Source organism: Pseudonocardia sediminis, from assembly GCF_004217185.1.
Classification (GTDB): Bacteria; Actinomycetota; Actinomycetes; order Mycobacteriales; family Pseudonocardiaceae; genus Pseudonocardia; species Pseudonocardia sediminis.
In genome coordinates, this window is sequence record NZ_SHKL01000001.1 from 4,903,452 (window position 1) to 4,917,944 (window position 14,493).

At 72.1% G+C, this 14,493-nt stretch carries 11 protein-coding genes; 6 read left to right on the top strand and 5 right to left on the bottom strand.

What is annotated here, in order from left to right:
- Nucleotides 1-109: 109 nt before the first annotated feature.
- The gene (gene gltB, locus EV383_RS22975; protein ID WP_242623258.1) at nt 110-4,672 is read left to right on the top strand and encodes a glutamate synthase large subunit; all 4,563 of its coding nucleotides are present in this window, start codon (nt 110-112) and stop codon (nt 4,670-4,672) included.
- Complete coding sequence (locus EV383_RS22980) at nt 4,665-6,116, top strand: glutamate synthase subunit beta (RefSeq protein WP_130291852.1); 1,452 nt, start codon at nt 4,665-4,667, stop codon at nt 6,114-6,116. The genes gltB and EV383_RS22980 overlap by 8 nt, the downstream gene beginning before the upstream one ends.
- A gap of 73 nt (nt 6,117-6,189) precedes the next feature.
- Here the strand turns inward: EV383_RS22980 and EV383_RS22985 are convergent, their stop codons facing one another.
- The gene (locus EV383_RS22985; protein ID WP_130291853.1) at nt 6,190-6,642 is read right to left on the bottom strand and encodes a nitroreductase family deazaflavin-dependent oxidoreductase; all 453 of its coding nucleotides are present in this window, start codon (nt 6,640-6,642) and stop codon (nt 6,190-6,192) included.
- 190 nt (nt 6,643-6,832) lie between these two features.
- On the opposite strand from EV383_RS22985, the gene EV383_RS22990 reads away from it, so the two are divergent.
- A complete protein-coding gene (locus tag EV383_RS22990; protein ID WP_130291854.1) occupies nt 6,833-8,365 on the top strand; it encodes a multicopper oxidase family protein in 1,533 nt (510 codons plus the stop codon).
- Between the two features lie 4 nt (nt 8,366-8,369).
- Here EV383_RS22990 and EV383_RS22995 read toward each other — a convergent pair whose 3' ends face one another.
- The 4 genes from EV383_RS22995 to EV383_RS23010 all read right to left on the bottom strand — a co-directional run bounded on the left by EV383_RS22995 (nt 8,370) and on the right by EV383_RS23010 (nt 11,497).
- On the bottom strand, nt 8,370-8,636 hold the full coding sequence (locus tag EV383_RS22995) for a hypothetical protein (RefSeq protein ID WP_130291855.1): 267 nt from the start codon (nt 8,634-8,636) through the stop codon (nt 8,370-8,372).
- A 19-nt stretch (nt 8,637-8,655) separates the two neighbouring features.
- Complete coding sequence (locus EV383_RS23000; protein WP_130291856.1) at nt 8,656-9,690, bottom strand: cation diffusion facilitator family transporter; 1,035 nt, start codon at nt 9,688-9,690, stop codon at nt 8,656-8,658.
- A gap of 349 nt (nt 9,691-10,039) precedes the next feature.
- Nucleotides 10,040-10,693, bottom strand: coding sequence for a DedA family protein (locus tag EV383_RS23005; protein ID WP_130291857.1), 654 nt, complete (start codon nt 10,691-10,693; stop codon nt 10,040-10,042).
- A gap of 207 nt (nt 10,694-10,900) precedes the next feature.
- Complete coding sequence (locus EV383_RS23010) at nt 10,901-11,497, bottom strand: HIT family protein (protein ID WP_130291858.1); 597 nt, start codon at nt 11,495-11,497, stop codon at nt 10,901-10,903.
- A gap of 776 nt (nt 11,498-12,273) precedes the next feature.
- On the opposite strand from EV383_RS23010, the gene EV383_RS23015 reads away from it, so the two are divergent.
- The 3 genes from EV383_RS23015 to EV383_RS23025 all read left to right on the top strand — a co-directional run bounded on the left by EV383_RS23015 (nt 12,274) and on the right by EV383_RS23025 (nt 14,425).
- Entirely contained in the window at nt 12,274-12,672 is a 399-nt protein-coding gene (locus EV383_RS23015) for a DoxX family protein (protein WP_130291859.1), read from the top strand.
- An 89-nt stretch (nt 12,673-12,761) separates the two neighbouring features.
- Nucleotides 12,762-13,247, top strand: coding sequence for an SRPBCC family protein (locus EV383_RS31400; RefSeq protein WP_165438468.1), 486 nt, complete (start codon nt 12,762-12,764; stop codon nt 13,245-13,247).
- 263 nt (nt 13,248-13,510) lie between these two features.
- Nucleotides 13,511-14,425, top strand: coding sequence for a DUF2188 domain-containing protein (locus EV383_RS23025; protein WP_130291861.1), 915 nt, complete (start codon nt 13,511-13,513; stop codon nt 14,423-14,425).
- Nucleotides 14,426-14,493: the final 68 nt, after the last annotated feature.

Below are 14,493 nucleotides of genomic sequence, written 5' to 3' on the forward strand. Positions count from 1 at the left end.
GACGGCCCCTACGGAGCATCGTTGTAGTCTGAACACTCTGTTCGGACCAATGAGGTCCGAGTCGTCCCGATGCGAGTGTCGGGGTGCACCGAGACGACAGGAGGAGCAGTTGGCCGCGATCAGTGACCACACGCGCCGCCCCGCGCCCGGTGGTCTGTATGCCGCCGACCACGAGCACGACGCCTGCGGAGTGGCCATGTTGGCCGACATGCAGGGCCGTCGGGACCACGCCGTCGTGCAGAAGGCCATCACGGCCCTGCTCCGGCTGGAGCACCGTGGCGCGCGAGGTTCGGAGCCCAACACCGGCGACGGCGCCGGGATCCTGATCCAGGTCCCGGACGCCTTCTACCGCGAGGTGGCGGGCTTCGAGCTGCCCGAGGCCGGCGCGTACGCGGTCGGCACCGCCTTCCTGCCGGCCGGTCCGGGTGAGGCCGACACCGCCGTCGCCGCGATCGACGCGATCGCCGCCGAGGAGGACCTGCGGGTCCTGGGCTGGCGTGACCTTCCGACCGATCCGGAGACCGCCGACCTGGGCCCGTCCGCCCTGGCCGCGATGCCGGTGTTCCGGCAGCTGTTCGTCGCGAGCACCGAGACCGGTGACGACGCCCTGACCGGCATCGAGCTGGAGCGCCGCACGTTCTGCCTGCGCAAGCGCGCCGAGCACTCCACCGGCACCTACTTCGCGAGCCTGTCCCCGCGGACCGTGGTCTACAAGGGCATGCTCACCGAGCCGCAGCTGCCGGTGTTCTACACCGACCTCACCGACGAGCGCGTGACGTCGGCGCTGGCCATCGTGCACTCGCGGTTCTCCACGAACACGTTCCCGGCCTGGCCGCTGGCCCACCCGTACCGCTACGTCGCGCACAACGGTGAGATCAACACCTTGCGCGGCAACCGGAACTGGATGGCCGCCCGCGAGTCGATGCTGGAGTCGGCGCTGCTGCCCGGCGACCTGGACCGGCTCACCCCCGTGGTGACCCCGGACGCGTCGGACTCGGCGACGTTCGACGAGGTCCTGGAGCTGCTGCACCTGGGCGGGCGCAGCCTGCCGCACGCGGTGCTGATGATGATCCCGGAGGCGTGGGAGAACCACGCCGAGATGGACCCGGCACGCCGCGCGTTCTACGAGTACCACTCCACGCTGATGGAGCCCTGGGACGGACCGGCTCTGGTCTCGTTCACCGACGGCACCCAGATCGGCGCGGTGCTCGACCGCAACGGCCTGCGCCCGGCGCGCTACTGGATCACCGAGGACGGCCTGGTCGTGCTCGCCTCCGAGGTCGGTGTCCTGGACGTCGAGCCCTCGCAGATCGTGCGCAAGGGCCGGCTCGAGCCGGGCCGCATGTTCCTGATCGACACCGAGCGCGGCCGGATGGTCGACGACGACGAGATCAAGGGCGAGCTGGCGTCGCTGCACCCGTACGAGGACTGGCTGCACGCCGGCCTGATCAAGCTCGACGGGCTGCCCGACCGCCAGCGTGAGATCCCGACGCACGAGGCGCTGACGCTGCGCCAGCAGTCGTTCGGCTACACCGAGGAGGAGCTCAACATCCTCCTGCGCCCGATGGCGGTCTCCGGTGCCGAGCCGATCGGCTCGATGGGCAACGACGCGCCGATCGCGGCCATCTCGGAGCGTCCGCGCCAGCTCTACGACTACTTCATCCAGCTCTTCGCGCAGGTCACGAACCCGCCGCTGGACGCGATCCGGGAGGAGCTCGTCACCTCCCTGCACAGCCAGCTCGGCCCGGAGCAGAACCTGCTCGACGCCACCCCGGCGCACTGCCGGACGATCGTGGTGCCGTTCCCGGTGTTGTCCAACGACGACCTGGCCAAGATCGTCCACATCAACGACGACGGGGACTTCCCCGGCTTCGCCTCGCACACCGTCCGCGGCACGTTCCGCGCGGCCGAGGGCGGCAAGGGCCTGACCGACCGGCTCGACGAGATCCGTGCCGAGGTCACCGACGCGATCGAGAACGGCGGCGCGCGCCTGATCGTGCTGTCCCAGCGCGGGGTGGACGCCGACAACGCGGCGATCCCGTCGCTGCTGCTCACCGGTGCCGTGCACCACCACCTGGTCCGGGAGCGCTCGCGCACCCGGGTCGGGCTGATCGTGGAGTCGGCCGACGCGCGCGAGGTGCACCACATCGCGCTGCTGCTCGGCTACGGCGCGTCGGCGGTGAACCCCTACCTGGCCATGGCCACGGTGGAGGACCTCGCCGAGCGCGGCGACATCCCGGGCGTCGACGCGAAGACCGCGGCCACGAACCTGGTCAAGGCGCTCGGCAAGGGCGTCCGCAAGACCATGTCGAAGATGGGCGTCTCGACCGTCGCGTCCTACACCGGCGCGCAGATCTTCGAGGCGATCGGGCTCGGCCCGGACGTCGTCGAGTCCTGCTTCGCCGGCACCACCTCCCGTCTGGGCGGCGTCGGCTTCGACGTCCTCGCCGAGGAGGTCCTCAAGCACCACCGCCGGGCGTTCCCGTCCGACGACGTCCGCGCCAGCCACCGTGCGCTGGCCGTGGGCGGGGAGTACCAGTGGCGCCGCGAGGGCGAGCTGCACCTGTTCAACCCGCAGACGGTGTTCAAGCTGCAGCACTCCACGCGCTCCGGGCAGTACTCGGTGTTCAAGGAGTACACGAAGGCCGTCGACGACCAGGCGCACCGGCTGATGACGCTGCGCGGGCTGTTCTCCTTCAAGGAGGGCGTCCGCGAGCCCGTCCCGATCGACGAGGTCGAGCCGGTCGAGTCGATCGTCACCCGGTTCGCCACCGGCGCGATCTCCTACGGCTCCATCTCCCAGGAGATGCACGAGACGCTGGCGATCGCGATGAACCGCCTCGGCGGCCGGTCGAACACCGGTGAGGGCGGCGAGGACCCGGACCGCTTCACCGCGGACCCGAACGGGGACTCCCGGCGCAGCGCGGTCAAGCAGGTCGCGTCCGGCCGGTTCGGCGTCACCAGCGAGTACCTGGTCAACGCCGACGACATCCAGATCAAGATCGCGCAGGGCGCCAAGCCCGGCGAGGGCGGTCAGCTGCCCGGCGGCAAGGTCTACCCGTGGATCGCCACCACCCGGTACTCCACACCGGGCGTCGGCCTGATCTCGCCGCCGCCGCACCACGACATCTACTCGATCGAGGACATCAAGCAGCTCATCCACGACCTGAAGAACGCCAACCCGCGGGCCCGCATCCACGTGAAGCTGGTCAGCCAGGTCGGCGTCGGGACGGTCGCGGCGGGCGTGTCGAAGGCGCACTCCGACGTCGTGCTCATCTCGGGCCACGACGGCGGCACCGGTGCCTCGCCGCTGTCCTCGATCAAGCACGCGGGCGGTCCCTGGGAGCTCGGCCTGGCCGAGACCCAGCAGACGCTGCTGGCCAACGGGTTGCGCGACCGGATCACGGTGCAGGCCGACGGCCAGCTCAAGACCGGTCGTGACGTCGTCGTCGCGGCGTTGCTCGGGGCCGAGGAGTTCGGCTTCGCGACCGCCCCGCTGGTGGTCTCGGGCTGCATCATGATGCGCGTGTGTCACCTCGACACCTGTCCGGTCGGCGTCGCGACGCAGAACCCGGAGCTGCGCAAGAAGTTCGACGGCAAGGCCGAGTACGTCGTCAACTTCATGCGGTTCGTCGCCGAGGAGGTGCGGGAGTACCTGGCCCAGCTGGGATTCCGCAGCATCGCCGAGGCGATCGGGCACGCCGACGTGCTCGACACCGCGGCCGCCGCCCAGCACTGGAAGACGAAGGGGCTCGACCTCTCGCCGATCTTCCAGGTGGGCGACTACCCCGACGACGTGCCGCGCTACCGGGTCCGGGAGCAGGACCACGGCCTGGACAAGGCGCTGGACAACACGATGATCCAGCTGGCCGAGGGCGCGCTGCGCTCCGGCGACCAGGTCACCCTGGACCTGCCGGTCCGCAACGTGAACCGGACCGTGGGCACGATGCTCGGCAGCGAGCTGACCAAGGCCCACGGTGGCAAGGGCCTGCCGGACAACACGATCGACGTCACGCTCACCGGCTCGGCCGGCCAGAGCTTCGGCGCGTTCGTGCCGAAGGGCATCACGCTGCGCCTCGTCGGCGACACGAACGACTACTTCGGCAAGGGTCTCTCCGGCGGGCGTCTGACGCTGCGCCCGGACCCGTCGGCGCCGTTCACCGCCGAGGACAACATCATCGCGGGCAACGTGATCGGCTACGGCGCGACGTCGGGCGAGATGTTCGTGCGCGGCATCGTCGGCGAGCGGTTCTGCGTCCGGAACTCCGGTGTGCTGGCCGTCGTCGAGGGCGTGGGCGACCACGGCTGCGAGTACATGACCGGTGGGCAGGTCGTCGTCCTGGGACGGATCGGGCGCAACTTCGCGGCCGGCATGTCCGGCGGCACCGCGTACGTGCTCGACCTCGACAGGGGCCGGGTCAACCCGGAGATGGTCGACCTCGACCCGCTCGATTCCGAGGACCGCGCGATCCTGCAGTCCGCCGTCGAGCGGCACCACGCCGAGACCGGTTCGGCCGTGGCGCACGCGCTGCTCACCGACTGGGACACCGCGGTGGAGCGGTTCGGCAAGGTCATGCCCAAGGACTACAAGCGCGTGCTCCAGGCCCAGGAGGCCGCCGAGCGTGAGGGGCGCGACGTCAACCAGGCGATCATGGAGGCCGCACATGGCTGACCCGAGAGGTTTCATGACCACGCCGCGGGAGAACCCGACGCGGCGCCCGGTCGACCTGCGCCTGATGGACTGGCGCGAGGTCTACGAGGACTTCCCGCAGCAGAAGCTGGAGAAGCAGGCCGGCCGATGCATGAACTGCGGCATCCCGTTCTGCCACCAGGGCTGCCCGCTGGGCAACCTCATCCCGGAGTGGAACGACCTCGTCTGGCGTGGGGACTGGCGTGAGGCGATCGAGCGCCTGCACGCGACGAACAACTTCCCGGAGTTCACCGGGACGTTGTGCCCCGCCCCGTGCGAGGCCGCGTGCGTGCTGGCGATCAACAACGACGCCGTCACCATCAAGCAGGTCGAGGTCGAGATCATCGACCGCGCCTGGGACGAGGGATGGGTCTCCCCGCAGCCGGCCGAGACGAAGACCGGCAAGAAGGTCGCCGTCGTCGGGTCCGGACCGGCCGGCCTGGCCACCGCGCAGCAGCTCGCGCGGGTCGGGCACGACGTCGTCGTGTTCGAGCGGGCCGACCGCATCGGCGGGCTGATGCGCTACGGCATCCCCGAGTTCAAGATGGAGAAGAAGCGCCTCGACCGGCGCCTCGAGCAGATGGTCGCCGAGGGCGTCCTGTTCCGGGCCTCGGTCGACGTCGGCACCGACATCACCGTCGAGCAGCTGCGCAGCGACTTCGACGCCGTCGTGCTCTCCGGTGGGGCGACGGCCTGGCGCGACATCCCGGCCGACGGCCGCGACGCCGAGGGCGTCTACCAGGCGATGGAGTTCCTGCCGTGGGCCAACCACGTGCAGCAGGGCGACATCGACGCACCGGAGATCACGGCCGAGGGCAAGGACGTCGTGATCATCGGCGGCGGTGACACCGGCGCCGACTGCCTGGGCACCTCGCACCGTCAGGGTGCCCGGTCGGTGACGCAGCTCGAGATCATGCCGACGCCCCCGGAGCACCGCACCGAGGGCATGCCCTGGCCGACCTACCCGATGGTCTACCGGGTGTCCTCCGCGCACGAGGAGGGTGGCGACCGGATGTTCTCGGTCAACACCACCGAGTTCGTGAAGGACGCCGACGGCAAGCTCGCCGGCATCCGGGTCTGCGAGGTCAAGCGCGGCGACAACGGGTTCGAGCCGGTCTCCGGCACCGAGCAGGAGCTCCCGGCCCAGCTGGTGCTGCTCGCGATGGGCTTCGTCGGCCCGGAGAAGGGCGCCCTGATCGAGGGCCTCGGCGTCGACCTCGACGACCGCGGCAACGTCTCGCGCGACGACGACTACATGTCCAGCGTCGACGGCGTGTTCGTGGCCGGCGACATGGGCCGCGGCCAGTCGCTGATCGTGTGGGCCATCGCCGAGGGCCGTGCCGCGGCCGCCGGCGTGGACGCCTACCTGACCGGCCGGGACGTGCTGCCCCGCCCGATCGCGCCGACGGACCGCCAGCTCGCCTGAGGCACCTGCCGCACCGGGAGCCCGGACGCCGTGTGGCGTCCGGGCTCCCGTGTGTCGGGCCTCCCCCGGGACGTCAGCCCCGGTCGATCCGGAACACCGGCATCCCGGGGGCGATCTCGCGGATCCGCTCGTCGGGCGAGTCCGCGTCGACGTTCTCGAAGAACCGGCCGACCTCCCAGGCCCAGCGGCGCAGGTAGACGCGCAGCAGCGCCGGCTTCGCGTCGTCGGCGAGCTCGGTGGCGGTGAACGTCTCGGTCCGGCGCCCGAGGCGCAGCTCCCCTCCCCCGGCGGCCAGCAGGTTCCGGACCCACTGGACGTGCCCACGCGGGGCGACGAGGTAGCGCTCGCCGTCGACGGTCAGCAGGTTCACCGGGGTCGTGCGCCACTCGCCGCTCGTCCGGCCGCGCACGGCCAGCTCACGGCTGTCGGCGACGCTGACGCCGAGGCGCATCAGGGCGTTGACCAGGCGGTTGCCGATCCGGTCGATGCGGCCGGGGCGGAGCTGGCGGGTCTCGGTCGTGGTCATGAGGTCCTCCTCGTCGGCGAGAGCACCGCTCTCTGTGCAGGACCAGTAGACACCCGGCGCCCGTCGAAAGCAAGAGCACTGCTCTGATTTGTCATCGGCACTCTCCCCCGAGAGGTTCCGGGGTCGGCCCGGCGCCGAGCTCCGGGTGGAACCGGATCCGCGGACGGCGCCCGCGCCCGAGGCTCGTCACATGGGAACCCGACGACGCCGCAGCGCCGGCGCACGCATCCTCCGCGCCCTGGCCGTTCTCGTCGTGGCCGTGGTCCTGGCCGTCGCCGGCCTCGCACTCTGGGGCTGGAACGCCGCCTCGTCCACCAACGTCGGACGGGTGACGTTCGACCGGCCGCTGGCGATCCCGCCGCTCGCCCCGTCCACCGTCGACGCGCAGGGGGTCCGGCGCTTCGACCTGACCATGGCGCCGGGCCGGGCCGAGCTGCTGCCCGGCACCCGCACCGACACCTGGGGCATCGACGGTGCCTACCTCGGCCCGACCCTGCGGGCCGCCCGCGGCGAGAGGGTCGCGATCGACCTGCACAACAGGCTGCCCGAGGCGACGTCGATGCACTGGCACGGGATTGAGCTGCCGGCACGGGCCGACGGCGGCCCGCACTCCCCGATCGCCCCCGGGACGACGTGGTCGCCGTCCTGGACGATCGACCAGCCGGCGTCCACGCTCTGGTACCACCCGCACCCGCACGGGCGCACCGCCGAACACGTCCACCGCGGGCTGGCCGGCATGTTCTGGGTCGACGACGCCGGGTCCGCCGCACTGCCCCTGCCGCACCGTTACGGCGTCGACGACATCCCGGTGATCCTGCAGGACAGGGTGTTCGACGCCGACGGCGCGATGCCGGCGCAGGCCAACTCCTCGGCCGGGATGCTGGGCGACGAGATCCTGGTCAACGGCACCCACGGGCCCGTCCTCGACGTCTGGACGTCGACCGTGCGCCTGCGGGTGGTCAACGCCTCCGCCGCCCGGGTCTACGACCTGGCCCTCGACGACGGCCGCGGATACTCCGTGGTCGGCACCGACAGCGGGCTCCTCGACGCCCCGGTGCCGGCCACCCACTGGCAGGTCGCCCCCGGCGACCGGGCCGAGATCGTGGTGCCGGTGCGGCCGGGCGAGACGGCGCTGCTGCGCAGCCTCCCGCCGGACCTGGACACGAACGCGATCGGGTCACGCCTGGGCGGGGGCGACGACACGTTCGACCTGATGGCGCTGCGGGCCGCGCCGGTGCTCGAGCCGAGCCCGCCGCTACCGACCCGCCTGGCCACGACGCCGGCGATCGAGCCGACCCCGGGTGTGCCGCCCCGCGAGTTCCGCCTCGACGGCAACTCTCAGATCAACGGCCGGGAGATGGACATGAACAGGATCGACGCCGTCGTCCCCACCGGGCGGGTCGAGGTCTGGAACGTGCGCACCGACGCCGCGATCCCGCACAGCTTCCACGTGCACGACGCCGCGTTCCGGGTCCTCGACGTCGGCGGCGCGCCGCCCCCGCCGGAGCTGCGCGGCCGCCAGGACACGATCCACCTGCCGCAGGGCGAGTGGGTCCGGCTCGCCGTCGCGTTCGGGCAGCATCCGGACCCGGACGTCCCGTTCATGATCCACTGCCACATGCTCGACCACGAGGACCGGGGGATGATGGCGCAGTTCGTGCTGGTCCGGCCGGACCAGCACGACCGAGTCGGGGCCGGCGGGCATCCGGGGATGCACGGGTGAGGCGTCAGGTGCCGGCGGGCTCGTAGAGCTCCAGCTCGAAGGCGTCGTCACCGATCCAGACGCGGAGCCCCTCCGCGTCGTCGGTGATGTAGCCGTCCTCCTCCTCACCGAGCTCGCGGATCGAGCCCAGGGCCAGGTGGTTGAACTCGACGACGCCGTCCCCGACGTCGATCGGCCGGTACTCCTTGGCCAGACGGGCCGTCCGGCACTCGGTGGACAGCCAGACCGCGTTGTCCTCGCCGACCCTCACCCGCCACACATCGCTACGCATCAGGAGAGTATGACAGCGATCACTCCCCGGACGGCGTCTCAGATCGAGTCGCTCCGCCCGGAGCGGACCGGGTGCTCAGCGGGTTCTCGCCGTAGCGCTCCAGCACGCGGGCCCGGATGTCCGGGTCCTCGCGTGGCACCGGCTCCAGGAAGATCTCGTCGAGGTCGGAGAACTCCTCGCGCAGCTCGTTCTCCAACCGAACGCACAGCCGCTCGACGTCGGCGGCGCCGAGGGCGTCGTCGAAGTCCAGGCGGGCGCAGAGCAGGACCTGGTCGGTGCCCACCATCATCGTCAGCAGGTCCACCACGCCGCTGATCCCCTCGTGGCCGTCGAGACGCTGCCGGATCGAGCGGACGAGGCGCACGTCGGCCTGACGTCCGATCAGCAGGCCCTTGTTGATCCGCCCGAGGACGTAGGCCACGAACGTCAGCAGCACCCCGATCAGCAGCGACGCGATGCCGTCCCAGATCCCGGAGCCGGTCAGCTGATGCAGCCCCACCCCGGCGAAGGCCAGCAGCAGGCCGATCAGCGCCGCGCTGTCCTCGCAGCAGACGGTGACGACGGTCGGGTCATCGGTCCGGCGCAGCCAGGCGAAGAACCCGAGGTCCTCCGCCGCGGACTCCTTGCGGACCTGGCGCACGGCCTGCAGCCAGGACGTCCCCTCCAGCAGGAAGGACACGCCCAGCACGGCGTAGGCGACCCAGGCCAGCGTCTGCTCGGCCTCCTCGCCGAGCACCGTGCGGATCCCCTCGATGATCGCGAACGCGCCGCCGGAGACGAAGATGCTGACCGCGGCGATCAGCGCCCAGAAGAAGCGTTCCTTGCCGTAGCCGAACGGGTGCTGCCGGTCGGCCCGCTTGCCGGAGCGGCGCAGCGCCGCGAGCAGCAGCCCCTCGGTCGTGGTGTCCGCGGCCGAGTGCGCCGCCTCGGCGAGCATCGCCGCCGATCCGGTGAGCAGGCCCGCCACGAGCTTGAGCACACCGATCGCCGCGTTCGCGCCGAGCGCCAGCAGCACCGTGAACGTGCTCTCTCCACCGCTGCTGTTGTCCGCCATCGGAAGAGACTAGGACCGGCCCCGGAGATCGGCACGTCCTCCGCTCGCCGTGTTGATCATGCCAGCGGTCGTACCGATCGTGACCACCCGGACACCCACCGCGACTGGACGCCCACCCGTCGCCCGTCGTGCACCGCTCACTGTCGAGCTGTATCGGTGCACAACTCGACGGCGTCTCACGCGTTGACCCACTGCCGGCACCTGCGGAACCGGGAGCCCCTGCTGGTGCCGGGCACCATCGGGACATCGGGGTCGTGGACTCGTCCACGGCTCCGATTCCCGGTGGTGTTACCCGCCGCAGCCCACTCTTCTGTTGCGGCGCAGGCTCATCGCGCAGACGAGAACCCGGTCAGCGCGAGGCGAGTGCAGGCGTTCCGGAGCGCTTCCCGTGCGGCACGACGACCGCGCGCCGGCGGTGGACCGCGGCCCGGACACGGGCGCCGACGGCGAAGATCCCCGCCGTGAGAACGGCCATCACCCCGCCGGCCAGGACGCACAACAGCGGGTTCCCGCCGGTCATCGGCCCCAGGGCCAGCCCGATGACGAGCATGTAGACCGCCCACACCGCAGAGCTGAGCACCGACCCCAGCAGGAAGTGGCGCACCGGCAGGCCGAGCCGTCCGGCGGCAGCGGTGCTGACGAGCCGGCCGCCCGGTACGAAACGGGCCCCGACCAGGGCCACCACGGGCCGTCGGAAGATGTTGGCGCGGACCCAGGACGCGATCCCGCTGTCGCCGTCCGCCGCGCGCGGAAGGATCTTGTTCGACGACCGGCCCAGACCGAACACCGCCAGGTCACCCAGCACGGAGCCGACCAGCGCGGCGAAGAAGAGACCGGCCACGGCCCACGTGCTGTGCGCCCCGAAGGCGGCGGCCGCGGCCGACATCAGCAACGTCTCGCTGGGAAGCATCGGCACCGGACCGTCGACGGCGATCATGAGCACCAGTACCGGCAACAGCCATACGCTGTGCAGCACCGTGTGGAAGAACGCGAACAGGTCCACGCGGCCCCTTCCGGTGTCGTCGTCTCCCCGTCAGGCGCCCGGGACACCCCCACACTCGCAGACGGTCACCGCGATGTGACGGGGGCGTTCCCCCGATACTGCCCCGCCGGCCCCCGGATCCCGAACAAGATCGGCCTCGCGACGCCGCACGGTCGGTGAGCGGTCGGCTCGCCCGGACGGGCGTTCCCCGCCCGGCCGGGAGCGGTCTCACCCGTCGCCGAGGGCGGCCCGGACCCGTTCCGCGACCTCCGCGCGCTCGTCCGGGGTCGAGGTGCGCTCCCCCGTCCGCAACCGCACGCCGTCGCCGGCGTAGCGCGGGATGACGTGCAGGTGGGCGTGGAAGACCTCCTGACCGGCGGAGACGCCGTCGGCCAGGAACAGGTTCGTCCCCGTGATCGGTGCGCCCTCCCGGTCCCTGCCGCCGCCGGTGGCGCTGCTCCCGGTCATGCTGCCGCCGCCGATGTCGCTGTTACGGCCGCCGTGCCTGCCGCCGCCGGTGCCGGTGCGACGATGTCCGCGGAGACGGCGCCATCTCCCGGTCGGGCCGGGACGGCGCTCCGGGCCGGGTAGGCGCAGGCCGGTGTCGCGCAGGGCGACCGCGAGACGGCGGGCGAGCACGGTCATTGCCGCGGCGTCGTCGTCGGAGACGTCGGCCAGCCCCGAGCCGTGTGCCCTCGGCACGACGAGCAGGTGTCCCGGCGTGATCGGCGCGATGTCGCAGAACGCGACCACCCGTGCGGTCTCGGCGACGAGATCGGCCGTAGCGGTACCGGCCACGATCCGGCAGAACACGCAGTCGTCCACGCCGCGATCCTGCACCCCCACCCGTCGGACACCGGGAGGCCGGCACCACACCCGGTCCCCCACCACCCGAGCTCGCTCGACGACACGCACTCGGCTCACCACCGCGCACACGACTCGCCGACGCGCGCTCGCTCGCCACCGCGCAGTCGGTCTGCCGACGCGCGCTCGGCTCGCCGCCGCGACCGCGGCCCGGCGCGCATCAACATGTTCGGCGCGCGTGTCGCCGTGTTCGGCGCGCGGCGGCGCGAGTCGACAGGCTCGCGGCGGCGGCAGGCTGGGCGCGCGCCGGCAGGTGCGGCGTGCCGGGCCGGCGCGCCGCATCGAGCGTCACATACCGGCGGTCGCCACGACCGTTTCGTGACGCTCACCGGGTCGAGCCGACGCCGGGGCATGTCGAGCGCCACAACATGGCGATCGAGCCGACCACGACGTGACGCTCGGGTACTCCGCTGGACCGCTGTGTAGGGCCTCCCCGACCATCGAGCGACGCACAGTGGCTGCCGCCGAGCGGCTCCACAGCGACGGCGCGTCCCTCGTGCCCCGCCGGATCCCGTGCGGGCCTTCCCCGACCATCGAGCGACGCACGATGGCTGCCGCCGAGCAGTTCGACGGCGATGGCGCGTCGCTCGGCCGATGGACCGGCCGCGGGGCTGCTCCGAGCGGGTGAATCCCGAGGCCGGGTGGTGGCGGACGACGAGTTCGGGACGAGACACCGGTCGTAGTGGACAACGACCGCGGCACGCCCGCAGCGGTCCGCCAGCCCGCCGGAGGAAGCCATGTCCGTCACCACCACCCGCCCCGCCCGCTCGACCACCGCGACCCGCGCACTGTGGACGGCGCAGATCCTTCTCGGGCTGTTCCTGATCGTCGCCTCGGCCGGGCCGAAGCTGTTCGGCGAGACGAGCGCGGTGGAGATCTTCACCCAGATCGGCATCGGACAGTGGTTCCGCTACCTCGTCGGCGTCCTGGAGCTGCTCGGCGGCGTCGGCCTGCTCATTCGCCGCTCCGCCGGGGCGGCCGCGCTCGGGCTGGTCGGGCTGATGATCGGCGCCGCGTTCACCCAGGCGTTCGTGCTGCACGGCGGACTGCTGGTGCTGACCCCGATCGTCATCGGCGTGATCGTCGGCGTCATCGCCTGGGCACGACGGGGCGAGATCCGCGGTCTGCTCGGCTGAGCGACCACCGTCCGCGTGATCCCGGGCTGCCGCATCACCACGGATGCGGCAGCCTGCACGCGTCCACGGTGATCGACCCAGGAGAGAGCATGAGCGCGACGCAGCTACGGGTGAGCCGGAGCGTCGAGGCACCGGCCCGGCGGATCTTCGACCTGCTGTCCGACCCGTCCCGGCACACCGAGATCGACGGCTCCGGGATGCTGCGCGGGGTGGCCGGCGGCACCGGCCCGATGACCGGTGTGGGCGACGAGTTCTTCATGGACATGCACCAGGACGCGCTCGGTGACTACCGGATGGCGAACAAGATCGTCGCCTTCGAGCGCGACCGGCTGATCGGCTGGCAGCCCCGCATGGACCGGGCCCCCGAGTCCGCTCCGGAGATGGGCGGTCACGGCCCGCGCGGCCAGACCTACACCTACGAGCTGAGCGAGAACGGCGACGGCACCACCACCGTCACGCAGGTCTACGACTGGAGCGCGGTGACCGCCCCGGAGATCGTCGCGCGGATGCCGCGCGTGTCCGAGGCGCAGCTGCTCGACACCCTGGACCGGCTGGCCGCCGCCGTCGGCGGCTGAACGGCCGCGAGGCCCGTCTCCGCAGGTCCGCACGGGGGTGTTCCTGCCCACATGTGACCCGGTCGTAACCCGTTCGCCCCATTTCCGGCGTTTCGGTTTAGCGATCTTCGGGCACCCTCGAGGCAGTAGAAGGCGTGGTCGGACCCCGGGTGCACTGCACGGCCCACACGCCGTCTCCCGTCGTTCCGCAGTCGACTGTGGATGCGACGGGCTCCCGTCCGGCCGGCCTCTGAGAACGCACGACGACGAGACAGGAGGACCCCATGGCGGATCGTCATGTCGTTCCGGCCGAAGGCGGCTGGCACGTGGAGAAGGAGAAGGCCCAGCGCGCGAGCGCGAAGGTCGCGACCCAGGCCGAGGCCGTGACGCGGGCGGTCGAGATCATCGCCAACGACGGCGGCGGCAACCTGGTCGTGCACGGCGCCGACGGCAACGTCCGCGAGACCCGCGCCATCGCGGCCGACGCCGACAACACCACCGAGACCGCCGTGCGGGCGACCGCGAGCGCCACCGCGAACGGGGCCGCAGAGAAGACCGGCGCCGCCGCGGACAAGACCGCGAAGACCGCCGACGCCGTCGCGAAGGACACCGCCACGACCGGCAAGAAGGTCGCGAGCGAGACCCGCACCGGCGCGAAGTCCGCCGCCGCGACCGCCGAGGCCGGCGCGGACAAGGTCGCCGCCGAGGCCAAGAAGGCCCGTAACGGCTCCAAGGACACCGTGGAGGCGGGCAAGGCCGCCGCGGACGCCGCGCGCCGTACCGGCGACCAGCTCGCCGGCCAGGCCGCGCGCACCGGTCGTCAGGTCGCCGGCGAGGCCGCCGCCTCCGGGCGCCGCTCCGCCGAGACCGTCGCCCAGACCGCCCGCGAGGGTGCCGAGCAGGCGGTCTCCGCTGCGGACCGCGCGAACGCGGTCTCCTCGAACGTCGAGAACGAGCTGGACTCCACCGGGGTCCGGATCGCCGAGCGCGTGCACCTGAGCAGCGAGCGCGCCGCCGAGCAGGTCGACGAGGCCGTCGAGCGCCTGACCCGCGCGGTCCGTCCGCTGAACCCGATCCGCGTCGCGGGCCGGGTCGTGGCCGGCACCGTCGCGACCGCGTTCGGCGTCTCCGGCGCCGTCGTCTCGCGCACCGGGAAGCTGCTGCAGGTCGGCACCCGCAAGGCCGCCGGCAAGCGCTGATCCACCCACGTCACGGGCCCGTCCGGCATCTGCCGGGCGGGCCCGAGGCGTGTGCGGGGCGTGCGGGG